The organism is Leifsonia sp. T36S-04, from assembly GCF_042465655.1.
Lineage (GTDB): Bacteria > Actinomycetota > Actinomycetes > Actinomycetales > Microbacteriaceae > Leifsonia.
Genome location: NZ_CP146286.1, coordinates 1,485,956 through 1,509,004 on the forward strand (window position 1 = coordinate 1,485,956; position 23,049 = coordinate 1,509,004).

Consider the following 23,049-nt stretch of genomic DNA (forward strand, 5'->3'; position numbering starts at 1 on the left):
ATCGTGGATGCGGGTGGAAGTCGCTGGGAGTGGGTGTCAGGGGCGCGCAGTCATTCGGCACGGGCGAGCACGATGAGGGGCGTCAGGTAGTGCTCGGTGACCGTCCCGCCGAGGTCACGCACGGCGAGGGCGGCCTGCTCGGCCTCCGCTGGGGACCAGTCGCTGAACGTCGTGAAGAGACCGCGGACGGCGTCCTCGTCGAGATCGACGCTCCAGTGGAAGTCCTCCACATGAACGGTGGCGAAATACCCACCGCCCTGAAGCAGCGCGGCCCAGCGGGCGGTCTCGGTCTCGTCGGGTCCGGGCCTGGGCGGTGCGTCCCTGCGCGAAGCGATCTGATGGACCCTCTCGCGGAACGCCGTCGGAGGAGCGGACGGGTCACCGTACACGTTGCGCCACACCGCCAGCCGCCCGTCCGGTACGAGCGCGGCGTGCAGTTTCGGGAGCACCACATCCAAATCGAACCAGTGGATCGCTGTCGCGACCGTCGCGAGGTCGAACGACGCCCGCGCCAGCCGAACGTCTTCCGCGGTGGCCCGCAGAACCTGGACCTCCGGCAGCTGACTGCGGAGCCGATCCGCGAGCGCGCCGCCGGGTTCGACCGCCGTCACGTGCATACCGGCGTCGACCAGGATGCGCGTCGCCTGTCCGCTTCCCGCCCCGAGGTCGAGCGCGCGGCGCCCTCCCACCAGGAGGCCGAGCTTGGTGAGGCGCGCCCGCAGTGCGAGTGGGTACGGCGGCCGCGCACGGTCGTACAGGTCGGCGTGACGGTCGAAATGCATCGGGTCGGGCATGTGCGCGACTGTAGTCGTCCGCACGGCACTCGTGGCCGTGGATGTCCGGCTCGGTCAGAGCGAGACCCTGTTACGCCCCGTGTTCTTCGCCCGGTACATCGCGGCGTCCGCGGCCGCCAGCAACTCCTTCGCGGTGAGTCCCGGTTCGATCGAAATCACTCCGCAGGAGGCGGTGACGGTCATGGCCCCGTGCACGGTGTCGACCGGGGCGCCGATCTCGTGAACGAGGCGCGCCGCGAAGCGCTCACCCTCCTCCTTCGTCGCGCCCGGGCTGAGCACCACGAACTCGTCGCCGGCCAGCCGTGAGATGACATCCGTCGAGCGGCTGCCTGCCGTCAGCCGCTCGGCGATGGCACGAAGCACCGCGTCCCCTGTCTCGTGGCCGTGGCGGTCGTTGACCTCCTTGAACCCGTCGAGGTCGAGGAACAGCAGGACACCGGACTCCGCCTCCGTCACGGATTTCTCGAGCAGATGCTCGAACGACCGGCGGTTGTGCAGGCCGGTGAGGTGGTCGACGAGCGCCAGCTGCGCCAGCTGCGTCTCGCGGCGGCGGTCGAGAGCGCGGGCGAGTTCACGGCCCAGCTCGCGGGCCTCTTCCGTCGTCGTCCCCCAAGGCAGCGACGTCCCCTCGACGCTCTGGCGCCACTCGGAGAAGGAGCGGCGCGGCGACAGCGCCGTATCGCGGTTGGCGGCGGTCTGATCGCCGAGCCAGCGGATGACCTGGGTCACCTCGCGCCGGAAGAACAGCATCACGCCGCGCGCGCCGACCGGAACCACCATGAGCCCGGCGAATCCCGGCATCAGGGCGGCGAGCGGGGGGTGGGTGCGTCCGAGCTCGTGCGAGCTGAGCGCCTCCACTCCGGCGGCGGACAGCAGCAGGCTCCGGTCGGGCTGAGGCACGGCCCCGACACTGCGGCTTACGCCGTCGATCGCGAGGATGGCACCGTCGGCCTCAACCAGCCGGCAGAGCTCGCTGCCGTTGTCCACGAGCGTGAGAAGGGGGTCGTCGGAGGTCGGCACGCCGACGAGGACGGCCGCGCGCTGCTCCCTGATGGTCAGGTTGCGCCGCAACTGCGCGATCGATTCGAGTGCAGCGAGCTGCAGGGTCACCTGTGTCGCCAGCACTTCCAGCGCGCGGCGCAGCAGGATCGGCATGCGCCGCTCGGTGCGGTGCGCGCACGTGATCATGCCGACCAGCCGGTCGTCCTGGATCATCGAGAAGGAGACCGTGGACGCTTGGCCCATGTTGCGCATGAACTGCAGGTGGTGCGGCGAGACGGCACGCAGTTCCGCGCTGCTGAGATCGAGCGGCTCGGACTCCTCGACCGAGACGAGTGGAGTCCCCGCGTCCTCGGTGCTGACGATCTGCCGCGACAGCTTGGTCAGGTAGAGAGATCGCGCCTGTTGCGGGATGTCGGACGCGGGGAAGCGCAGACCCCGGTACTCCTCCATGCCGGGTTCGGACACCTCACCGGAAACCTCGCCGTGCCCGTCCTCGAAGAAGCGGTACACCATGACCCGGTCGAAGCCGCTGATGCGCTTGACCTCGGCGGCGGCGGCCTGGCGGAGTTCATCGACAGAGGTCACCATTCCGAGCGAACGGATCGCACCGACGACCGAAGCGGTGGGTGTGTCGGGTGCGCCCGCGATGGGCTCCAGCTCGATCAGGACGCGATCTCCGAGCGGATGCGTGATGGCGTCGTACGATTCGCCGTCGACCTCAACGCGGATCGGATCGCCGTACGTCTCGGCGGTGACGCTCCACTCGAGTGTCGGGCTCGACAGGTCGGAGACCGATCGGCCCAGCCACTGTGCGGCGTTCTCACTGACCGTCACGATCACGTAGGACTTCACGTCGACGACGAACAGCATCCCGAACGACTGGACGCGGCCCGGCGTCCGGATCGGCTCCACGACACATTCAGCAAGCCTTCGGAGTTCCGCGGCATCCGGAACGGCAACACTATCCACCACCACTCGACCCTAATGCACGGCACCGACATCCCAGACGACCGGTTCGTCGGGCGTGGACGCGGTCAGCGCGGAACGGCAGCCACCGCGTCGATCTCGACCAGCGCGCCCGGTCGGGCGGGCGCCACTGCGAGCACAGTGACGGTGGTGCGGTGGTCGCCCCACACCGTCCGGGTGGCAGCGTACGCATCGGTCGGATCGATGCCCGGTGCGAGGTAGATGCCGAGCCTGACGACGTGCTCGGGTCCGCTTCCCGCCTCGCCGAGAACAGCGAGAAGGTTGCGCAGCGCTTGCTCGGTCTGCGCCTTCAGCCCGTCGAGCAGCGCGCCCTCCGCATCAACGCCGTTCTGGCCGCCGACGAAGAGGACGGGCCCCTCCGGCAGGATCATGCCTTGCGCGAACGCCGGGCTCCGGTAGAGCTGTGGCGGGTCGACGGGCGTCGGTGTTCCGGTCATGGTGGGTCCCCTTCCGCGTCCTGCTCAGTCTTGCCCGTGCCACCGACATCGGGCAGACCGTAGTGGGCCGACCGTAGCGGGTGGCCGGCAGCCGGGATCGTCGGGGTTGCGCGCGCGTTAGGCTGAAAGTGTGAACCCGCTCATTCCTCAGCCCGCCGCTTTCGCGGACGCCGGGCGTCTGGAGGTCGTCGGCGCGCTCAGCGCCGGCACGAGATAGCGCTGTCTCTTTTTCGCTGATCCGCGCGCCCTCCGGTGCGCTCCCCCGTCGTTCCGGCGTGCCCGGCGGCGGTCCCGCGGACGATTTCCGTCCGCTCGCGATCGATTCACGACAGTCAGGTGTTCCCTCCATGCTTCCCCTCACCGATCCACAACTACGTTCCTCCTTCGTCAACGCGTCGCAGCGCGAGCGCAAGGAGCTCACCCTCCCCGATCTGGCCCAGGTGCGCTGGGACGACCTCGACTACTTCGGCTGGCGCGATCGTAAGCAGCCGGAGGTCGGATATGTCGTCGCCGAAATCGACGGCGTGCCGGTCGGCGTCCTGCTTCGGCAGGCGGACGGGCGCACGCGGTCGCGGCCGCAATGCTCCTGGTGCGAAGACGTTCATCTGCCCAACGATGTCGTCTTCTTCATCGCCAAGCGCGCGGGGAAGGCCGGGCGCAACGGCAACACCCTGGGCACGCTCGTGTGCGCGGAATTCGAATGCTCCGCGAACGTCCGCAGGCGACCGCCGACGGCCTATGTCGGGTTCGACGTCGAGGCGGCACGGCAGCGGAGGATGGATACCCTTCGCGAGCACGTGCAGACCTTCGTCCGCAGGGTGCAGGACGGCGACTGACGGGTAGGCGGACGGGCCGGTTCTGGCCGGTCCGCCCGGCCGGTCCGACTACCCGCGGTTCAGGCGTCCGCCAGGAAGGGCTCGTGGTGGTAGCCGCTGTCGTCGAGGATGGCGACGGTCGACTCCTCCACCTCGGTGAACGCTCCGGGGAGGTCGCTGAGCGGCTCGGAGACGACGACCTTGGCCTTGTCTCCGAACACCTCGAGCCGCGCCGCGTCCGGGTACAGCTCGCGAAGCTCGGGGATCGCGGTCGAGTGGTACAGGGTGCGGGTACGGTGCGCAGTCGAGTACCGGAAGGCCCACAACGTGTGCCCGTCGGAGACGGCGATCGTGCCCTGCATCGGGAACTCGATGCCTTTGCTCTTACCGACAGACTCGACCATCCTGACGGCGCGGCCGAGGCCGGCGACAGGGTCGTCGAACAGACCGAGAGTGATGGCGAGGTAGAACAGCACCTCGCTGTCCGTGGTCCCGTGGATCAGGGGGAACAGCGACTCATCGATCGCGAACACGAGATCGCGCTTCGACTTCAGGAAGCCGTCGAGGAAGCCGTTGTGCATGAACAGCCAGTTCTCGTGCCGGAAGGGGTGGCAGTTCGTCTGCTGGATGGGCGGCCCGGCCGCGGCGCGCACGTGGCCGAAGAAGAGGGGGCTCGCGATGGAACTGGTCAATTCGCGGAGGTTCTCGTCGTTCCACGCGGGCTCGATGCTGTGGAAGAGGGCCGGGATGTTCCCGAGGCTCTGGTCTTCCGGGTACCAGCCGAAGCCGAATCCATCCCCGTTGACCGTCTCATTGCCGAGGGGCGAGTTGAGCGACTGAGCGACCAGCGAGTGCTGGGTGTCCAGGATCAGCTCGGAGGGCCGCAGCGGCTCCCCGGTGTATGCGAGCCAGCGGCACATGACGACCTCCTCGTGGTCCCGGATGCGGACGGCTGAACCATAGCCGTCGCTGCGTGGCTGCGGGAATACACCAACTCCCTCGCACTCCCCGCGCGGGGCGCTGTCAAGGCCTGGCTGTGGGCCGACGCGTCCGCTTTCATGGGTACGTGAAGACGCATGCGAGCTTCCTCCGGCAGGGACTGGAGGTGCTGGAGATCTCAGACCGGGAGTGGCGGGTCAGCGACATCCGGGTCGCCGAGCTCGGCGCGCCTCCCGTGGTCGGCTTCATCCTCGAGCTCGACGGGATGTTCGAGGTGACGCAGATCGGCAAGCCGGGGCACCGCACCTACTTCCGGTCGATCGACGGGGCGCTCGCCGAACTACGCCTCAGCTAGCGTCAGCGCCTCAGGCAAGGGTCGGGGTCGCGCGATCCTTCGCCGTGACGGGCACCACCACGACCGGGCACCGTTGATCGTGCGTGAGCCGGGCGCCCACCGATCCCGCCAGCCAGTTCTCGAGGGCGTTCGCGAACCCGCGCCGGTGGGTTCCGACGACGATGAGGCGCGCCTGCGTTTCGGCGGCGAGCCGTCCAAGCGCCTTCGCCGAGTCCCCGGCGAGGAGCCGCAGCGACCACTCCGGAGGCGCATCCGGTCCGCTGAGTGCCGCCTCGATGGCTCCCGAGAGGGCGATGACGGCCTGCCCCTCGCCCGCGCCGACCTCGGTCGGGTGGAGCGACTCCCCCGCGACCGCGTCCGGCTTGTCCCACTCGGTGAGGTAGCTGTCTTCGGCGACGTAGGCGCATAACAGCGGCCTGCCGAGTTCGGTAGCCAGGCGCGCGGCTTCGGTGAGCACAGCGAGCGCCTGCCCGCGGTGGATCCCCACGATCACGGGTCCGAGCAGGGATTCCGTCTCGTCCTCGGCGTCGTCATCCTCGCGGGCCGGGTCGGCCATCAGCCCGCTGCCTCCTGCGGCGTACCCGCGATGTTGACGAGCCACTGGACGCCGAACCGGTCGACCGCCATGCCGAAGCTGTCTCCCCACGGCGCCTTGGAGAGTGGCTCGATCACGGTGCCCCCGTCGATCAGCTTCTCGTAGTATCCCGTCAGCTCCGCCTCGTCATCGCCGCTCAGCGAGATCGAGATGTTGGAGCCCTCGTTGAGCTCCATGTGGGCCGGCACGTCGGCCGCCATCAGGGTGAAGCCGTTCGGCGAGGTGAGCTGCGAATGCATGATCAGGTCGTTGTCGGCCGGGTCTTGCGCCATCTGGTAGTCGGCGAAGGTGCTGCGCTGCACCTCGCCGCCGAACACCGACTGGTAGAAGTCCATCGCTTCGCGCGCAGAGGAGCGGAAGTTGAGGTAAGGATTCAGGATCGACGGCATGGTGTCCTCCTCGTGATAGCTTGTGGATGCCCGTTCGCCGCCCAGCGTAGCGAGCCGTGCACCGCGGTCACCAGAGCCTCCCGGCCCGGAAATACCGTCGTAGTACAGCGCCGTGCAGAGACGCGGTCAGCGACGGTAGGCCGCGACGAACAGCTCCCCGCGGATCTCACCCAATCGTCCCAGCACGCGGTCGACGAGCACGTCGGTCACGCCACCCGCGACGATGTCGTAGGGCCCGATCGGCTGGAGCTTGCCGCACCTCACCCGCACCACCTCCCACCCGGTCGCGCGCAGCAGGCGGTCCTTGCGCAGATCCGAGGTCTCACGGGGACCGACGTGCTCAAGACCGTGCCGACCGGTCGTGTCGTACTCGATCGCCACCCGCAGCTCGGGCACGATGATGTCGGGCCACACCTCGAGATGCGAATGGAACGGCTTCGCGACCCGGACGGCGTTCCTGCCGAGGTCCACGTCCAGACGTTGGCCGATCCGGCGCTTCAGTTCCGGCTCGGCGGCCGATGCGGGGATGGGTGCCCAGCGGCTCACGAACGCCTCACCCACCGCCACGCGGTCCGCACCGCCGCGGGCATTCCTGCAGATCGGGCACCGACGCCCGCCCAGGATGCGCTCCACGCTCGCCTGGTACGACGGATGCCCGGCCTCGCACTGCCACGAGTGCTTCGCGGCCGTCCCGTTCTCGACGGACACGGCGACCCGCGAGCCCGGCGCCGCCATGCTCACCAGCTGCTCCCGCGTCAGGGTCTCGCGGTCGAGACGCCGGCACAGGTAGCAGCGGTCGTCGTCAGGGTCGGCTTCGATCCTCCGCAGGTCGCGCGCGTGACCGCACAGGTGCATCCCCTGGTCGGGTGCCGGGGTGCGCACCGGACGCGGAGCCGCTGCCTCCGCGCACTGCGGGCACCACACCGAACGGCGACGGGTGCCGCCGGGCCGGCTCCGCTGCTCCTCCGGCGTCGCGACGAAGCGGTGCCCCGAGTCGCACTCCCACACCAGGTACACGTCGGCCGCCGGCGGCACCTGCGTCAGAGTGATCCCACGGTTGAGGTCCGGGTGGTACTGCCGGATGAGCACGGGATACCGCTCCCAGTCGCTCCGATAGCGGCCGATCGGATACGGGACGGCTTCCCCCTTCGACCACTGACGGCGCGCCCACCACTGCTCGACGCTCTCCGGCACGTGCATCCCTTCTCTCGGCTGCCAGCGTAGGCACGACCACCGTCATCGCGACGGGATCGGTCGCGCGGTCAGAGGACGAAGGGGATGATCGCGCGGCGCTCCGGCGGGTAGTCGGCGAACGTCTCGCGGTACCAGCGGTGGTTCGAGATCGCCCGTGGTGCCAGGTTGGCTGCGGTGTACAGGGCGAAGGCGGCGCCGGCCAGCGACCAGGTGGCCACCGCCCAGCCGGTCCACTCGACGATCTCGCCGAGGTAGTTGGGGCTGGACACGTAGCGGAAGCCGCCGCCCTGCGGGATGCGGTAGCCGCCGGATCCGTTCCCCCGCAGTCGGCGCAGTGTCCGGTCCGACCGCACGTTCAGGGTGAGCCCTGCGGCGAACAGCGCCAGGCCGATCCAGAACCGGGGATCGGCCAGCCAGCCGACCGGATACGTCCCGTACTCCGAGATCCAGCGGGCGTTGACCCACGCGTTCAGCAGGTTGAACAGGATCGCGAGCAGCATCACGAGCACCGGCATCCGCGACCCGGAGCGCATGAGGAACGGGTACACGAACGCCCGGTAGACGTAGTGCACCAGCCACAGCGCCAGGAACAACAGCGGCACCGGGTAGAAGCGGTGCGTCCCCAGCAGGTAGAAGATGACGAACAGGATGGACGCGGGGGCCTCCATGACGACCCAGCCGACCCGCGCGGGGACGGTCGGACCCCATCCCCCGCGCCCATGACGACCGCCGTACGGCGCGACGACGAAGAGCAGCGCGACGAACGTCACGACGGCCAGCGCCAGCTCGGCGTACACGAACCAGCGGTACGGTCCCTCGGGCATGCGGTCAGGCTAGCGCGGATGCAGTGCGGTGCGGTGGGCCCTGCCTCCGGCACAGCATCGAACCGACGACAACGTGCAAACGGTGGGCCCTGCCTCCGGCACAGCATCGAACCGACGACAACGTGCAAACGGTGGGCCCTGCCTCCGGCACAGCATCGAACCGACGACAACGTGCAAACGGTGGGCCCTGCCTCCGGCACAGCATCGAACCGACGACAACGTGCAAACGGTGGGCCCTGCCTCCGGCACAGCATCGAACCGACGACAACGTGCAAACGGTGGGCCCTGCCTCCGGCACAGCATCGAACCGACGACAACGTGCAAACGGTGGGCCCTGCCGGGATCGAACCGACGACATCCACGGTGTAAACGTGGCGCTCTACCAGCTGAGCTAAAGGCCCTGGATGCCGACCAGCCTAGCCGGTCGGAAAGTGAGGCGGGATGCGGTCAGACGTGGGCGGGCAGGCGGTCGAGCGCCGCGCGGTACGCCTCGATCGAGCGGGCCTCCCCGGGTGCCGTGATGAACGACGACCGGATGATGCCGCGCTCGTCCACGAGGAAGGTCGCGCGGTTCGCGAATCCCTTCTCGGGCAGGAACACGCCGTACTCTTTGGCGATGTCGCCGTGCGGCCAGAAGTCGGCGAGCAACGAGAACGTGTAGCCCTCCTGCTCGGCCCAGGCCCGCAACGTGTACTTGGAGTCGACGGAGACGCCGAGCAGCTCGACGCGGTGGTCCTCGAACAGTCCCAGGTTGTCGCGCAGCGCGCACAGCTCGCCGGTGCAGGTTCCGGAGAACGCGAGCGGGAAGAACACGATCGCCACGGCCTTCCGGCCACGGAAGTCGCTCAGCCGCACGGTCTCGCCGTACTGGTTCAGCAGTTCGAAGTCGGGTGCGAGCGTGTCGTTCTCGAGGGCCATCGTGTCGTCCTTTCACGCCCGCGTCGCGCGGCACACCGGCGGGCACGAGGACTGAGCCTAGACCCGGATGCTGCGAGAGCCAAGCGACGGTCAACGACGGCTTCGGAGTGCGGCTAGGCTGAAGGGTGGTGTCCGCGCTTGTCGAGAACCGACAGCGCGGGGCACGTCTTTCGATCCATCCGACACAAGAAAGAGGTCGAGGGTGACTGTAAACGACCAGGACCCGTACTCGATGAACAACATCGATTCGGACCCGGAGGAGACCGCCGAGTGGCAGGAATCCCTCGACCAACTGGTTGCGGCCCATGGCCACGAGCGGGCGCGCGAGATCATGCTCAGCCTGCTGAAGCGCTCCAAGGACCTGCATGTCGGTGTCCCGATGGTGCCGACCACGGACTACATCAACACCATCTCCCCGGACAACGAGCCCGAGTTCCCGGGCGACGAGGAGATCGAGCGCCGCTACCGCGCCTGGATCCGCTGGAACGCCGCCGTCATGGTGCACCGCGCCCAGCGTCCCGGGATCGCCGTCGGCGGCCATCTCTCCAGCTACGCGTCGAGCGCGACCCTGTATGAGATCGGCTTCAACCACTTCTTCCGCGGCCAGGACCACCCCGGAGGCGGCGACCAGGTCTTCTTCCAGGGCCACGCCTCCCCCGGCCCGTACGCCCGTGCGTTCCTCGAAGGCCGCCTGAGCGCCGACCAGCTCGACGGCTTCCGCCAGGAGAAGTCGCACGCCGGCGGCGGCCTCTCCAGCTACCCGCACCCGCGGCTCATGCCCGAGTTCTGGCAGTTCCCGACCGTGTCGATGGGTCTCGGGCCGATCAACGCGATCTACCAGGCGCAGCTCAACAAGTACCTCACCAACCGCGGTATCAAGGATGCGAGCGACCAGCACGTCTGGGCGTTCCTCGGCGACGGCGAGATGGACGAGGTGGAGTCGCGCGGCCAGCTTCAGGTCGCAGCCAACGAGAAGCTCGACAACCTGACGTTCGTCGTCAACGCGAACCTGCAGCGCCTCGACGGGCCGGTCCGCGGCAACGGCAAGATCATCCAGGAGCTCGAGAGCTACTTCCGCGGCGCGGGCTGGAACGTCATCAAGGTGATCTGGGGCCGCGAGTGGGACGACCTGCTCGCCCGCGACACCGACGGCGCCCTCGTCAACCTGATGAACCAGACGCCGGACGGCGACTACCAGACCTACAAGACCGAGAACGGCGCCTACGTGCGCGAGAACTTCTTCGGTCGCGACCCGCGCACCCTGGAGCTCGTCAAGGACTACTCCGACGACCAGGTGTGGGGCCTCAAGCGCGGTGGCCACGACTACCGCAAGGTCTACGCCGCGTTCAAGGCGGCCGTGGAGCACAAGGGTCAGCCAACGGTCATCATCGCGAAGACGATCAAGGGCTACGGCCTCGGTCCGTCCTTCGAGGGGCGCAACGCGACCCACCAGATGAAGAAGATGACGCTGGACAACCTCAAGGCGTTCCGCGACGCCATGCGCATCCCGATCACGGACGGTCAGCTGGAGGAGAACCCGTACCTCCCGCCGTACTACAACCCGGGACCGGACGACGAGGCGATCCAGTACCTGCACGACCGTCGTCGCGCGCTCGGCGGCTACGTGCCGGAGCGCCGCGCGAAGTACACCCAGCTCAACCTGCCCGATGACTCGGCCTACGCGATCTCGAAGAAGGGCTCCGGCACGCAGGAGATCGCCACCACCATGGCGTTCGTCCGCCTGCTGAAGGACCTGCTGCGCTCGAAGGACTTCGGCCACCGCATCGTCCCGATCATCCCGGACGAGGCGCGCACCTTCGGCATGGACGCGTTCTTCCCGAACGCGAAGATCTACAACCCGAACGGCCAGAACTACACCTCGGTCGACCGCGAGCAGCTCCTGGCCTACAAGGAGAGCCCGCAGGGCCAGATCATCCACGTCGGCATCAACGAGGCGGGCGCGCTCGCCGCGTTCACCAACGTGGGCACGTCGTACTCCACGCAGGGCGAGCCGCTCATCCCGGTCTACGTCTTCTACTCGATGTTCGGCTTCCAGCGCACGGGCGACGCCATGTGGGCGGCGGGCGACCAGATGGCGCGCGGTTTCCTCATCGGCGCCACCGCCGGGCGCACCACGCTGACCGGCGAGGGTCTGCAGCACGCCGACGGCCACTCCCCCGTTCTTGCGTCGACGAACCCGGCGGTCGTGCAGTACGACCCCGCGTACGGCTACGAGATCGGCCACATCGTGCGCGCCGGCTTGGAGCGGATGTACGGCGGCAACCACCCTGACCCGAACGTCATGTACTACCTCACGGTGTACAACGAGCCGATCGTCCAGCCGGCCGAGCCTGAAGGCGTGGATGTGGACGGCATCGTCCGCGGCCTCTACCGGCTCCGCGACGGCGAGGGCGACGGGCCGAAGGCCCAGCTGCTCGCGTCGGGTGTTTCGGTGCCGTGGGCCCTCGAGGCCCAGCACCTGCTCCAGCAGGACTGGGGCGTCTCCGCCGATGTGTGGAGCGTCACGTCCTGGGGCGAGCTGCGTCGTGACGGTCTCGCGGCCGAGGAGCACAACTTCCTCTACCCGCAGCAGGAGAAGCAGGTGCCGTACGTCACCCGCAAGCTGCAGTCGGCCGACGGCCCCTTCATCGCCGTCACCGACTACGCGCACTCGGTGCCGGACATGATCCGTCAGTTCGTCCCCGGCCAGTACGCGACCCTCGGCGCCGACGACTTCGGCTTCTCGGATACCCGCCCCGCCGCCCGCCGGTTCTTCAAGATCGACGGACCGTCGATGGTGGTCCGGACGCTGGAGCTGCTGGCCGAGCAGGGCAAGGTCGACCCGAACGCGCCGGCCTGGGCGATCGAGAAGTACCTGCTGCACGACGTCAACGCCGGCACCACCGGCTCGGCGGGCGGCGAGGCGTAACCGCCCCGTGGCAGGCCGCCAGGTGGAGAGGACGAAGCCCGAGACGCTCGCGTGGCTGCGCAAGATCTCGGGTGAGCTGGCCACGACCACGCTCAAGAAGCTCGAGGACACCCTTCCCTGGTACCGCGACATGCCACCGGGCCGGCGCAGCGCCGTCGGCCTGGTGGCGCAGGCGGGTATCTCGTCGTTCATCTCCTGGTACGACGACCCCCGGTCGACGCCCTGGATCGCCGCCGACGTGTTCGGCGCCGCCCCGCGCGAGCTGCTCCGCAGCGTCAGCCTGCAGCAGACCCTCCAGCTGATCAAGATCACCGTCGAGGTGGTCGAGGAGCGCGTCAAGAGCGCGGGCGGCGAGGACCTGCGGGAGGCGATCCTGCTGTACTCCCGCGAGATCGCGTTCGCCGCCGCCGACGTCTACGCCCGCGCGGCCGAGGCACGCGGCCTGTGGGACGCACGCCTGGAGGCGCTGGTCGTCGACAGCATCCTCACCGGCGAGTACGACGACGAACTGCCGAGCCGGATCGCCGCGCTCGGGTGGCACGGTCACGGCGAGGTCAGCGTGCTCGTGGGCACGGCCCCGAAGATGCTCGACGTGGATCAGCTGCGCCGCACCGCGCGCCACATGTCGGCGGATGTGCTCATCGGCGTTCAGGGCAGCAGGCTCGTGCTCGTCATCGGTCGCGCCTTCCCGAGCAACAGCGCGCCCGACGACGCGATCGGGCCGATGCCGGTCGTCTCCTTCCTCGAGATCGCCCAGCACCTGGAGCCGGGATTCGGTCCCGGCCACCTCGTACTCGGTCACGAGGTGTCGAGCCTCGTGGATGCATCCAAGAGCGCGAAGGCCGCCCTGGCCGGATTCGCGGTGGCGAAAGCCTGGCGCAACTGCCCGCGCCCGGTGCACGCCGACGACCTGCTCCCGGAGCGCGCTCTAGCCGGCGACGGACTGGCACGAACGACCCTGATCAGCCGCATCTACCGCCCGCTGCAGGCCCACTCGACCGAGCTGCTGACCACCCTGTGGTGCTACCTCGACAACGGCCGCTCACTCGAAGCGACGGCCCGCGAGCTGTTCGTCCACCCGAACACCGTGCGCTATCGGCTGAAGCGGGTGTCCGAGGTGATCGGCTGGGATGCGACGGGTGCGCGCGAGGCGCTCATCCTGCAGGCCGCTCTGATCGTCGGTTCGATCAACGAGCCGGATTCGCCCCGCCGCACCGGTTGAGTTGTAGACAGTCACAAAGCAAATCCCGATAGTTTCGTATCCATCCGACACATCCGCTCCGCGGAAGATTGGCAGACTGGAAACCGTGATCGTCATCGTGTGCCCGGGCCAGGGATCCCAGACCCCCGGCTTCCTGGAACCCTGGCTCGCCGAGTCCTCCTTCCGCGATCAGCTGACCGGCATCTCCGACGCCGTCGGCATCGACCTGGTCGCGCACGGCACCGTGAGCGACGCGGACACCATCCGCGACACTGCGGTCGCCCAGCCGCTCATCGTCTCGGCCGGCCTGCTGACCCTGTCGGCGCTGTTCGCGGACGGCCGCCGGGAGCGGGTCGGCGGCATCGCCGGCCACTCGGTCGGCGAGCTGACCGCCGCGGCCGGAGCGGGCGTCCTGAGCGAGACGGACGCCGTCGCGTTCGTTCGCGAGCGCGGCGCCGCGATGGCGCACGCCGCCGCCGAGGTGCAGACCGGCATGAGCGCCGTCATCGGGGCCGACGAGACTGAGCTGCTCGGCCGCCTCGACGAGCTGGGCCTCTCCCCCGCCAACTACAACGGCGGCGGGCAGATCGTGGTCGCCGGTGCCCTGGATGCGCTGGCCCAGCTGGCAGAGAACCCGCCGGCCCGCGCGCGCGTCATCCCGTTGCAGGTCGCCGGAGCGTTCCACACGCGGTACATGGCGCCGGCCGTCGCGCCGCTGGAAGCGTTCGCCGGCACCCTCACGACGAACGACCCGACGCTCCGCCTCTGGACCAACAAGGACGGATCCGAGGTCACCGACGGCGCCGAGTTCCTGCGCCTCCTCGTCGGACAGGTCTCGTCGCCGGTCCGCTGGGACCTCGACATGAAGGCGTTCGAGGCGGCGGGCGTGACCGGTCTGATCGAGATCGCCCCGGCGGGTGCCCTCGTCGGCCTCGCCAAGCGCGGGCTCAAGGGCGTCCCCACCGTCGCCATCAAGACGCCGGACGACCTGCCTGCCGCCTTCGACCTCATCGACCAGGCCGCGTAGGCCCAAGGAGCTCCCCGAATGACTCGCCCGACCCTCCAGCAGTCCCACGGACCGCAGTACACCCGCATCCTCTCCATCGGCGCCGCCCGCGGCGATCTCGTCGTGCCCAACGACGATCTCGTCGGCCCGATCAACTCGTCCGATGAGTGGATCCGGCAGCGCACCGGCATCATCACGCGCGCGCGGGCGAGCAAAGGCATCCTCGCGCTCGACCTGGCGACCGAGGCGTCGAAGGAGGCGATCGAGAAGTCCGGCGTCGACCCGAAGCTGATCGACGCCGTCATCGTCGCGACCGTCTCGAACGTGCAGCAGACGCCCTCCATCGCAGCGGTGCTCGCCGACCGGGTGGGCGCCAATCCCGCGGCGGCGTACGACATGAACGCCGCGTGCGCCGGCTACGCCTACGCGATCGCTCAGGCCGATGCTCTGATCCGCACCGGCGCCGCGCACTACGCGCTCGTCGTCGGCGCCGAGAAGCTCTCCGATGTCGTCGACCCGACGGACCGAACGATCTCGTTCCTCCTCGGCGACGGCGCGGGCGCCGTCGTGATCGGCCCGAGCGAGTACCCCGGGATCGCGAAGACCGTCTGGGGCTCCGACGGCTCCAAGGCCGGCGCGGTCGGGATGGACAGCACGCTCATCGAGTACCGCGACGAGGGCAAGCCGTGGCCGACGCTCCGCCAGGAGGGCCAGACGGTCTTCCGCTGGGCCGTCTGGGAGATGGCGAAGGTGGCCAAGCAGGCCCTCGACGAGGCCGGCGTCACCCCCGACCAGCTCGCCGCGTTCATCCCGCACCAGGCGAACATGCGGATCGTGGACGAGTTCGCCAAGCAGCTGAAGCTGCCCGACACCGTCGCGATCGCCCGTGACATCGAGACGACGGGCAACACGTCCGCCGCTTCCATCCCCCTCGCGACCCACCGCCTGCTCCAGGAGAACCCGGAGCTCAGCGGCGGCCTGGCGCTGCAGATCGGCTTCGGAGCCGGTCTCGTCTTCGGCGCGCAGGTCGTCGTGCTGCCCTAGACTGGTCCACGGTCAAAAACGACACCCCCCTCAAGGAGAAAAAACCATGGCATTGTCCACCGAAGAAGTTCTTGCCGGCCTGGCTGAGCTCATCAACGACGAGACCGGCATCGCGACCGATACGGTCGAGCTGGACAAGTCGTTCACCGATGACCTCGACATCGACTCCATCTCGATGATGACCATCGTGGTCAACGCCGAGGACAAGTTCGACGTCAAGATCCCGGACGAGGAAGTCAAGAACCTCAAGACCGTCGGAGACGCGGTCGAGTTCATCGTCAAGGCGCAGGACGCCTAGGCAGAGAGCCCAAGAATCTTCCGCGCGGGCGGCGGCCTGAGCCGTCGCCCGCGTGCGGCGGGCCCGCAATCGAGCACATCGCCGTCGTTTCTCTAGAGAGTTGCCGTTATGACCAAAAAGATCGTCGTCACCGGTATGGGCGCTACCTCGCCCCTCGGTGGCACCGCCCCGGAAAGCTGGGACGCCCTCCTCGCCGGTGTCTCCGGCACGCGCACACTCGAGCACGAGTGGGTCGCGAAGTACGAGCTGCCCGTCACGTTCGCCGCAGAGGCGAAGGTACGGCCCGAAGAGGTGCTCGAGCGTCCCGTCGCCAAGCGCCTCGACCCGTCCAGCCAGTTCGCGCTCATCTCCGCCATGGAGGCGTGGGAGGACGCGGGACGACCGGAGGTCGCGCCCGAGCGGCTCGGTGTCGACTTCGCCACCGGCATCGGCGGCGTGTGGACGCTGCTCGACGCCTGGGACACGCTGCGTGAGCGCGGTCCCCGCCGGGTGCTGCCGATGACGGTTCCCATGCTCATGCCGAACGCGGCCGCCGCCGCCGTGTCGATGCACTTCGGGGCCCGCGCGTACGCCCGCACGGTCGCCTCCGCGTGCGCGTCCAGCACGGAGTCGATCGTCAACGCGTACGAGCACCTGCAGGCCGGCTACGCCGACGTCGTGATCGCGGGAGGCACCGAGTCCGCCATCCACCCGATCACCGTCGCCTCGTTCTCGTCCATGCAGGCGCTGTCGCGCCGCAACGACGACCCAGCCCACGCCTCCCGCCCCTACAGCGTGGACCGCGACGGCTTCGTCATGGGTGAGGGCGCTGCCAGCCTGGTGCTCGAGACCGAGGAGCACGCCCTCGCGCGCGGCGCACGCATCTACGCGGAGCTCGCGGGCGGCGGAGTGACCGCCGACTCGTACCACATCACCGCCAACGACCCCGAGGGACGCGGCGCCAGCCGAGCCGTGCACCGCGCTCTCGAGCAGGCGGGCGCGTCGCCCGACGACGTGACCCACATCAACGCCCACGCGACGAGCACGCCGGTCGGCGACCCGTCGGAGTACGTGGCGCTGCGCGAGGTGTTCGGCGACCGCATCCACCGCATCCCCGTCTCGGCGACCAAGGCCTCGACCGGTCACCTTCTCGGTGGCACCGGCGCGCTGGAGGCCGTGTTCAGCATCCTCGCGATCCGCGACCGCCAGGCCCCGCCGACGATCAACATCACGGAGATGGACCCGGCGATCCCGCTTCAGGTGAAGGGCGAGCCGCAGCCGCTCGGCGACGGCCCGCAGCTGGTCATCAGCAACTCGTTCGGCTTCGGCGGCCACAACGCCGTCGCTGCGTTCCGCAGCTACTGAGCCACTCAGCTGCTGAGCGCGAGCAGAAGGCCCCGGTCGGTGACCGGGGCCTTCTGCGTGTCACCGCGTGCGGGCGGCCGGAGCCCGGCCCGCCGCGGGAGGTTCTGCTGTGAGTCAGCCGACGTTGTGCAGCCAGATGACCGACGTGTCGTCGTGGGCGTGACGGAACGGCTCCAGTTCGTCGTCCCACGCCTGCCCGAGGGCGAGGCGGAGTTCGCGGTGGAGCTCCAGCGTGTTGGAGCCGGCGATCTCCATCGCGTACCGGATGCGGTCCTCCGGCACGACCATGTTGCCGGCCGTATCCACCTGCGCGAAGAAGATGCCGAGGTCGGGAGTGTGCATCCACCGGCCGCCGTCGGTGCCGTGACCGGCATCCTCGGTGACCTCGTAGCGCAGGTGCTCCCACCCGCGCAGCGCGGAGGCCAGACGTGCACCGGTGCCCGGGGGGCCGTCCCAGAAGAACTCCGTGCGCTGGGCGCCCTTCAGCACGGGCTGTGCTTCCCAGGTGAAATTGACTGCTCGCCCGAGAGCGCGTCCGGCCGCCCACTCGATGTGGGGGCAGAGCGCGCCGGGAGAGGAGTGCACGTAGAGCACCCCTCGAGCTGCGTGTGCCGACATCGTTCTCCTCCGTTCGTTGGTGCGTCTTCCCCTACGACCAGGACCGGATGAGTGTTTCGGCATGTGAAGTTGTGTACGCGCGCATGCGCGTTGCCACGATTATGCCTGAGAACCGCGGGTAGTTACAAGATTGTGATTCGGCGATTCACTCGCCCAGTGAACCCCGGAGCGCAATAGCATACCGAGTATGTCGGTGCAGAACGGTTTTCTGGCCCTGCTGACCCAGGGCCCCGCGTACGGTTCGCAACTCCAGAGCGAGTTCCTGTGCCGGGCGGCGCACCGCCGGCAGCTCAATCCGGGCCAGGTGTACTCCACCCTCGATCGCATGATGGACCAGGGACTCGTCGCCTCGGCGGGAGCGACGGACGACGGACTCCCGTTGTACGAGCTGACCGAGGAGGGTCGCGTCGCCGCGTCGGCGTGGCTCGCCGGCCCTCCCGTGGACGGCAGGCCCGACTGGGACGAGATGCAGGACCAGGTGCTCATCGCCGCTTCGCTCGACGGTGTGGAGGCCGCGACGATCGTCGACGGCTACCGTGCGGCGTACGAGGAGCGGATCCGTTACCTCACGCACGAGGCTGACTCGCGCGCCCTCCTCGCAGCCAACCGGGCGGCCGAACTCGGCGCGAAAGCCGCGATCGAGTGGCTGGATGAGGTGGCCGCGATGCTGAGCGCGCATCCCGGAGCGCTGGTCCAGCACCGCTCCCCCGACCGTCCGCGCAGGGGTCGTCGGCCCGCTGCGGAGACGGCCGCCTCCGACCAAACGGCGGCGCGCTAGCCGCGGACTAGTGGAGCAGCTCGCCCTGCTTGTTGAGCACGTTCTTCTCCCCGGCCTCGATCGGCACCGCGAAACGGTTCTGCGCCGGAGGCAGCGGGCAGTTGAAGTTGTAGCTGAAGGCGCACGGCGGCAGCACGGCGAGGTTGAAGTCGAGCGTCACCGTCCCGTCCTCGTTCGGGACGACGAACAGGAACCGGCCGACGGAGTACGTGCTGTCGCCGTTCGTCGTGTCGGCGAACACGAGCTGGAGCGCACGGCCCGCCTTGAAGGCGGCAAGGTTGTAGTCGACGCCGTCCTTCGTGAACGTGATCTCGCCCGGGATGACCATGTCGCGCGTCGCGCCGTCGTCCTTGAGGTGCTCGAAGCCGACCGTCTTGCCGCCCTCGATGGGGGCGAAGTCGGCGGTGATGATCCACTCGGGGTTGAACGGGAACGCATCGATGGAGCCGAACTCCTGGATGGCCTCGGAGTTCGCATCCCACACCCGCAGGGCGTAGTCGCCGGCCTCGCTGGCGATGACGAAACCGGTCGCGGTGTCGCTGAACCGGATCGCGCCCGGGTTCGGGTCGTCCTTTCCGCGGACGATCGCCGAGCCGTCGACGGGCACCTCGTCGACGAAGATGTTGTCCGTGGCCGAGGCGGTGACCTTCAGACCGGACTGACCGGCGGGCAGCGGCGACCACAGGCCGGGGACGCCCCAGATCGGCTGCTCGGAGTCCGGGTCGCCGGTCACCCACTGCGTGTTGACCAGGGCGAGGTTGCCCTGCGGCGCGGTGACGGCCTGCTCGCGGCGGGCGCGGTAGCGGGCGAGGACGGCATCCGGATCGGTCCTGGGGGCGTCGTCGCGGGCGGTGGAGGTGTCGGTCATGGTGTCCATCCTGGGTCAGGTCTCCGGTGACAACCAACTCCGACACTCGGGCATTCCGCACCGGGCGTCATTTCGCCTCCGCATAGCTGTCTACGATGGCGGCGGTAACGGGGAATTCGACCGGGAAGCCGCCGAACAGCAGCCGGCCGGCCTGCTCGGCGGAGGCGTGCACCGCCGCGGCGACCTCGTCCGCCAGCTCGGCGGGGGTGTGGACGATGACCTCGTCGTGCAGGAAGTACACGAGATGCGGCGCCTCCGTGAGCGCGGCCTCCGGGGCGAGCGCGGTGAGCCGGTCGCGCAACTCGGCCATCCAGCAGAGCGCCCACTCGGCGGCGCTCGCCTGCACGACGAAGTTGCGCGTGAAGCGGCCCCAGTCACGAGAGAGGCTCCGGGCGCGGCGTTCGTCGGCATCGGTCGAGTCCGACGCTGAGGCGGCGGCGTGCGCCGCGGCCCAGACGCGCCCGGGGAACGGCGAGCTGCGGCCGAGGCGCGAGGTCACCTTCTCGCCGCGCTCCCCGGCCCTGGCCGCATCCTCGACCAGCCGGATGGCCCGGGGGAACGCGCGCGTGAGCCGCGGCATCAGGCGGCCGCTCTCCCCCGTCGTCGCCCCGTACATCGCGCCGAGCATCGCCACCTTCGCGTGCGCGCGCTCGTCGACGGCGCCGGAGGCGACGATTCCCTCGTAGAGGTCTTTGCCGCGCCCGGCGGTGGCCATGGCCTGGTCGCCCGAGAGTCCGGTGAGGACGCGCGGCTCCAGCTGGGCCGCGTCGGCGACCACGAGCTTCCAGCCGGGGTCGGCCAGCACCGCACCGCGGACCTGGCGGGGCAGCTGCAGCGCACCGCCGCCACGGGTGGCCCAGCGGCCGGTCACGACCCCTCCCGGAACGTAGTCGGGCCGGAAGCGGCCGTCGCGCACCCACGCGTCCAGCCAGGTCCACCCGTTGGCGGTGAGCAACCGGGAGAGCTTCTTGTATCGCAGGAGCGGTTCGATCACGGGATGCTCGATCTTCTTCAGCTCCCAGGAGCGGGTGGAGGTCGCCATCAGCCCGGCACGCTGGAGCGCTTTCAACAGGTCGGGCGGGCTGTCCGGATTGAGCTCCGGAGCGTCGAGGTTGGTGCGGATCTCGCGCGCGAGCTCCTCCAGCACGAGCGGCCGGCCGTACGCGGGACGGGCTCCCAGCAACGCCGTCAGCAACTCGTCGTGCCGCCCCGCGCTGTACGGCAGGCCGGCGTGCTGCAACTCGACGCCGATCAGCGCGCCGGCGGACTCGGCCGCGAGGAGGAGCCGGAGGCGACGGGGGTCGGCGCTCCCGGCCACGGCATCCTCCTGCAGCGCGAACTCGGCGCGCACCGAGCGTGAGCCGGGAGCGGTGGCGGGCGCAGGCTCGTCCAGATCGAACAGCGCCGTGTGGACGGCAGCCGGCGCGTCCACCGGCTCGGCCGCCACGTCCCACGGACCCGGCTCGGCGACCGCGAGAGCGCTGCCCGCACTGAGCGTCGAGTTGCGCAGGATGGCGTGGCACAGCCGGAGGTCGACGCAGCGCTCGACACGGACTCCCGCGGCCAGCAGCGCCGGGTACCAGGCGCGCGTGTCGTCCCACACCCAGCGGGGCCGCTCTGCGGCGCGCTCCTCGGTTCTGAGCAGCTCGGGCAGCGCATCCAGTCCGACGACGTGCGACCTGTCCCCGCTCGCCTCCACGGCACCGGATGCGCCCAGCCAGGTCACGCGGACGAGGCCGCGCCCCTCGCGCTCGAGCAGGATGTGCATCCCACCATTCTCCCGGCCGCCGCCGACACCCGTCGCCGTCCCTCGCGGCCCTCCGAGCTGCGGCGCGTCGCTTGCGTGCGTCACGCGACCTGAGGATAATTCATCGAACGACGATGCCGACCCGAAAGGCATGATCGACGATGACCGTATACCTGCATGACAGTCAGGGAGTGTGGATAGCATTCCGGACCGACCCGAGGTCCCGGGACCTGTTCAATCCGGATGGCGACTGGATCGGCTGGTTCCCCTGGGCGGATGACGACGCCGTCACGCCCGACGGGAACTACCTCGGCACGATCCGCGGCGACCGGCTCTTCACCGAGAGCGCACGCCCGTACCGCGGATCCCCGGGCTACCCGGGAGCACCCGGGTACCCGGGTGCGGCGCCCTATCCCGGGGCCGCGTCCTACTCCGGTGTGCCGGACGGGTGCGACGACGTGCCGAGCTCGCTGCTCTGGCCGCGTCTCGCCTCCTGACGCAGGGGCGCAGCGGCGTCGGACGTCACTCCGGACGGGATGTCAGGCGGTCCCGCAGCGCCGGCCAGGACTCCGCGAAGCCCGGATGCAGCGGCAGCCCGTCGACCTCCGCGATCGGCAGCCAGCGCAGTTCGATGCTCTCGACGTCGGCCATGTGCGCCTCGAAGGACCGCACGGTCTGGGCGACGACCGTCGTGTACGACCAGAAGCCGAGATCGAGCACGCTCTCGAACAGCACCTCGACGGCGTCGGGCGGCACGGCCGCCTCCTCCGCCGCCTCACGCAGGGCACCCTCCACGGCGCTCTCCCCCGCGTGACGCGCGCCGCCGGGCAGACCCCACGTGCCGCCGAAGTGGCTCCAGTCGGCGCGGTGCTGCAGCAGCACGCCGCGACGCGGGTCGTGCACCAGCAGGCCGGCCGCGCCGAACCGGCCCCAGAACCGCTGGCCGTCCGGCCCTTCCACCCACGCGTCTCCCGAGTCCACGTCTCCACGTTAGTCGCGCCGGGGCCGGCATCCCGACGACCTGTCATACGTGGACGCACGGTGGGAGGCTGTCCTCATGCCCGTTCGCAGCGCCGCCCTCCTCCTCTACCGCCGCCGCTCCGAGGTGGAGGTGTGGATTGCCCACATGGGCGGCCCGTTCTGGGCGCGGAAGGACGAGGCGGCGTGGTCGCTCCCCAAGGGGATCGCGGAGGAGTCCGACCTCGGCGACGAGCTGGCCGCCGCTCGGCGCGAGTTCGCCGAGGAGATCGGGACTCCGGCTCCGCATGCCGACTACGTCCCGTTGGGCGAGTTCCGCGGGTCCGGCAAGACCATCGTCGTCTTCGCCGCGCAGAGCGAGTTCGAACCCGAAGCGATCCGCAGCAACACCTTCGAGCTGGAGTGGCCCCCGCGCTCCGGCCGGATGCAGCAGTTCCCCGAGGTGGATGACGCGCGCTGGTTCCCGGTGGAGCAGGCGCGGCGGAAGCTCACGAAGGCGCAGCGGCCCATTCTGGACGCGCTGATCGCGCGTCTGGCGGAGGACGCAGAAATCGCCTAGCGCGCACAGCCTCCAGCCCCCGTATGGTGGGCCCCAACGATGGCGTGATCCGCAGGAGGAACTCGTGGCGAAGAACAAGGCCGAGAAGGCCGCCGAGAAGGCGCTGGATGCTGCACGCGTCGCCGTGGGCGAAGCCGAGAAGGCCGTCAAGAAGCTGGACAAGAAGACCCGGCGCGAGGCGGAGGACCTGAAGGACCGGCTCGCACAGGCCGCCAAAGATGCGCAGAAGGCGGTGCACCGGTCGAAGAAGACCGCGGACCAGGCGCGCGCGTCCGCGAAGTCGGTGGCGGAGCACGTCGCGGCGCCCGCGTCGAGCACCGGCATCCCCACCTTCCGCGAGTTGCGCGACCGGGCGAAGGCCCGCGGAATCCAGGGCTATTCCCGGATGAACAAGGCCCAGCTCCTGCACGTGCTCGGCGAGGGCTGACCG

Annotated in this window: 25 protein-coding genes and 1 tRNA gene; 12 read left to right on the forward strand and 14 right to left on the reverse strand. The window is 69.5% G+C overall.

Going from position 1 to position 23,049, the window contains the following annotated elements:
• Nucleotides 1-50: 50 nt before the first annotated feature.
• The 3 genes from P3F85_RS07255 to P3F85_RS07265 form a co-directional block, all read right to left on the reverse strand.
• Nucleotides 51-794, reverse strand: coding sequence for a class I SAM-dependent methyltransferase (locus tag P3F85_RS07255; RefSeq protein ID WP_374010569.1), 744 nt, complete (start codon nucleotides 792-794; stop codon nucleotides 51-53).
• A 54-nt stretch (nucleotides 795-848) separates the two neighbouring features.
• Nucleotides 849-2,768 carry a diguanylate cyclase domain-containing protein gene (locus P3F85_RS07260; RefSeq protein ID WP_374010570.1) on the reverse strand — a complete coding sequence of 640 codons (1,920 nt, stop codon included), beginning with the start codon at nucleotides 2,766-2,768 and terminating at the stop codon, nucleotides 849-851.
• A 62-nt stretch (nucleotides 2,769-2,830) separates the two neighbouring features.
• On the reverse strand, nucleotides 2,831-3,220 hold the full coding sequence (locus P3F85_RS07265) for a RidA family protein (RefSeq protein WP_374010571.1): 390 nt from the start codon (nucleotides 3,218-3,220) through the stop codon (nucleotides 2,831-2,833).
• A gap of 347 nt (nucleotides 3,221-3,567) precedes the next feature.
• Between P3F85_RS07265 and P3F85_RS07270 the strand changes: the two genes are divergently transcribed.
• Nucleotides 3,568-4,056: an FBP domain-containing protein gene (locus P3F85_RS07270; RefSeq protein WP_374010572.1), complete on the forward strand. Its 489-nt coding sequence runs from the start codon at nucleotides 3,568-3,570 to the stop codon at nucleotides 4,054-4,056.
• Nucleotides 4,057-4,115: 59 nt separating this feature from the next.
• Here the strand turns inward: P3F85_RS07270 and P3F85_RS07275 are convergent, their stop codons facing one another.
• On the reverse strand, nucleotides 4,116-4,955 hold the full coding sequence (locus P3F85_RS07275; protein ID WP_374010573.1) for a class II glutamine amidotransferase: 840 nt from the start codon (nucleotides 4,953-4,955) through the stop codon (nucleotides 4,116-4,118).
• 146 nt (nucleotides 4,956-5,101) lie between these two features.
• Between P3F85_RS07275 and P3F85_RS07280 the strand changes: the two genes are divergently transcribed.
• Complete coding sequence (locus tag P3F85_RS07280; protein ID WP_374010574.1) at nucleotides 5,102-5,329, forward strand: hypothetical protein; 228 nt, start codon at nucleotides 5,102-5,104, stop codon at nucleotides 5,327-5,329.
• A 10-nt stretch (nucleotides 5,330-5,339) separates the two neighbouring features.
• Here the strand turns inward: P3F85_RS07280 and P3F85_RS07285 are convergent, their stop codons facing one another.
• The 6 genes from P3F85_RS07285 to P3F85_RS07310 all read right to left on the reverse strand — a co-directional run bounded on the left by P3F85_RS07285 (nucleotide 5,340) and on the right by P3F85_RS07310 (nucleotide 9,249).
• A complete protein-coding gene (locus P3F85_RS07285) occupies nucleotides 5,340-5,885 on the reverse strand; it encodes a universal stress protein (RefSeq protein WP_374010575.1) in 546 nt (181 codons plus the stop codon).
• A complete protein-coding gene (locus tag P3F85_RS07290; RefSeq protein WP_374010576.1) occupies nucleotides 5,885-6,313 on the reverse strand; it encodes a VOC family protein in 429 nt (142 codons plus the stop codon). Before P3F85_RS07290 ends, P3F85_RS07285 begins: the two co-directional genes overlap by 1 nt.
• Nucleotides 6,314-6,439: 126 nt before the next feature.
• Nucleotides 6,440-7,507: a zinc-ribbon domain-containing protein gene (locus P3F85_RS07295; protein WP_374010577.1), complete on the reverse strand. Its 1,068-nt coding sequence runs from the start codon at nucleotides 7,505-7,507 to the stop codon at nucleotides 6,440-6,442.
• 68 nt (nucleotides 7,508-7,575) lie between these two features.
• Nucleotides 7,576-8,331 carry a DUF1295 domain-containing protein gene (locus P3F85_RS07300; RefSeq protein WP_374010578.1) on the reverse strand — a complete coding sequence of 252 codons (756 nt, stop codon included), beginning with the start codon at nucleotides 8,329-8,331 and terminating at the stop codon, nucleotides 7,576-7,578.
• Between the two features lie 328 nt (nucleotides 8,332-8,659).
• Nucleotides 8,660-8,732, reverse strand: a tRNA-Val gene (locus P3F85_RS07305).
• A 46-nt stretch (nucleotides 8,733-8,778) separates the two neighbouring features.
• Nucleotides 8,779-9,249 (reverse strand): peroxiredoxin, encoded by a 471-nt coding sequence (locus P3F85_RS07310; RefSeq protein ID WP_374010579.1) that lies wholly within the window; start codon nucleotides 9,247-9,249, stop codon nucleotides 8,779-8,781.
• Nucleotides 9,250-9,451: 202 nt separating this feature from the next.
• Here P3F85_RS07310 and aceE point away from each other — a divergent pair, with 202 nt between their 5' ends.
• The 6 genes from aceE to P3F85_RS07340 all read left to right on the forward strand — a co-directional run bounded on the left by aceE (nucleotide 9,452) and on the right by P3F85_RS07340 (nucleotide 17,071).
• Nucleotides 9,452-12,178: a pyruvate dehydrogenase (acetyl-transferring), homodimeric type gene (aceE, locus tag P3F85_RS07315; RefSeq protein WP_374010580.1), complete on the forward strand. Its 2,727-nt coding sequence runs from the start codon at nucleotides 9,452-9,454 to the stop codon at nucleotides 12,176-12,178.
• A 22-nt stretch (nucleotides 12,179-12,200) separates the two neighbouring features.
• A complete protein-coding gene (locus P3F85_RS07320) occupies nucleotides 12,201-13,400 on the forward strand; it encodes a PucR family transcriptional regulator (RefSeq protein ID WP_374010892.1) in 1,200 nt (399 codons plus the stop codon).
• Nucleotides 13,401-13,485: 85 nt separating this feature from the next.
• Complete coding sequence (locus P3F85_RS07325; RefSeq protein WP_374010581.1) at nucleotides 13,486-14,406, forward strand: ACP S-malonyltransferase; 921 nt, start codon at nucleotides 13,486-13,488, stop codon at nucleotides 14,404-14,406.
• A gap of 18 nt (nucleotides 14,407-14,424) precedes the next feature.
• Nucleotides 14,425-15,429, forward strand: a complete 1,005-nt coding sequence (locus P3F85_RS07330; protein WP_374010582.1) for a beta-ketoacyl-ACP synthase III — start codon at nucleotides 14,425-14,427, stop codon at nucleotides 15,427-15,429.
• 46 nt (nucleotides 15,430-15,475) lie between these two features.
• Nucleotides 15,476-15,727, forward strand: a complete 252-nt coding sequence (locus P3F85_RS07335; RefSeq protein ID WP_021765217.1) for an acyl carrier protein — start codon at nucleotides 15,476-15,478, stop codon at nucleotides 15,725-15,727.
• Nucleotides 15,728-15,835: 108 nt separating this feature from the next.
• Entirely contained in the window at nucleotides 15,836-17,071 is a 1,236-nt protein-coding gene (locus P3F85_RS07340) for a beta-ketoacyl synthase (protein ID WP_374010583.1), read from the forward strand.
• Between the two features lie 114 nt (nucleotides 17,072-17,185).
• Here P3F85_RS07340 and P3F85_RS07345 read toward each other — a convergent pair whose 3' ends face one another.
• Nucleotides 17,186-17,689, reverse strand: a complete 504-nt coding sequence (locus P3F85_RS07345) for a DUF3145 domain-containing protein (protein ID WP_374010584.1) — start codon at nucleotides 17,687-17,689, stop codon at nucleotides 17,186-17,188.
• Between the two features lie 187 nt (nucleotides 17,690-17,876).
• On the opposite strand from P3F85_RS07345, the gene P3F85_RS07350 reads away from it, so the two are divergent.
• Complete coding sequence (locus tag P3F85_RS07350; protein ID WP_374010585.1) at nucleotides 17,877-18,467, forward strand: PadR family transcriptional regulator; 591 nt, start codon at nucleotides 17,877-17,879, stop codon at nucleotides 18,465-18,467.
• A gap of 7 nt (nucleotides 18,468-18,474) precedes the next feature.
• Here P3F85_RS07350 and P3F85_RS07355 read toward each other — a convergent pair whose 3' ends face one another.
• Nucleotides 18,475-19,335 carry a DUF1684 domain-containing protein gene (locus tag P3F85_RS07355; protein ID WP_374010586.1) on the reverse strand — a complete coding sequence of 287 codons (861 nt, stop codon included), beginning with the start codon at nucleotides 19,333-19,335 and terminating at the stop codon, nucleotides 18,475-18,477.
• Between the two features lie 67 nt (nucleotides 19,336-19,402).
• Nucleotides 19,403-21,103, reverse strand: coding sequence for a bifunctional 3'-5' exonuclease/DNA polymerase (locus P3F85_RS07360; RefSeq protein ID WP_374010893.1), 1,701 nt, complete (start codon nucleotides 21,101-21,103; stop codon nucleotides 19,403-19,405).
• Between the two features lie 140 nt (nucleotides 21,104-21,243).
• On the opposite strand from P3F85_RS07360, the gene P3F85_RS07365 reads away from it, so the two are divergent.
• Nucleotides 21,244-21,579, forward strand: coding sequence for a hypothetical protein (locus P3F85_RS07365; RefSeq protein ID WP_374010587.1), 336 nt, complete (start codon nucleotides 21,244-21,246; stop codon nucleotides 21,577-21,579).
• Between the two features lie 25 nt (nucleotides 21,580-21,604).
• Here P3F85_RS07365 and P3F85_RS07370 read toward each other — a convergent pair whose 3' ends face one another.
• Nucleotides 21,605-22,063 (reverse strand): NUDIX domain-containing protein, encoded by a 459-nt coding sequence (locus P3F85_RS07370; protein WP_374010588.1) that lies wholly within the window; start codon nucleotides 22,061-22,063, stop codon nucleotides 21,605-21,607.
• A gap of 76 nt (nucleotides 22,064-22,139) precedes the next feature.
• Here P3F85_RS07370 and P3F85_RS07375 point away from each other — a divergent pair, with 76 nt between their 5' ends.
• Both P3F85_RS07375 and P3F85_RS07380 read left to right on the forward strand, forming a co-directional pair.
• The gene (locus P3F85_RS07375; RefSeq protein WP_374010589.1) at nucleotides 22,140-22,619 is read left to right on the forward strand and encodes an NUDIX domain-containing protein; all 480 of its coding nucleotides are present in this window, start codon (nucleotides 22,140-22,142) and stop codon (nucleotides 22,617-22,619) included.
• Nucleotides 22,620-22,683: 64 nt separating this feature from the next.
• Nucleotides 22,684-23,046 carry a hypothetical protein gene (locus P3F85_RS07380; RefSeq protein ID WP_374010590.1) on the forward strand — a complete coding sequence of 121 codons (363 nt, stop codon included), beginning with the start codon at nucleotides 22,684-22,686 and terminating at the stop codon, nucleotides 23,044-23,046.
• The last annotated feature ends 3 nt before the right edge of the window (nucleotides 23,047-23,049 follow it).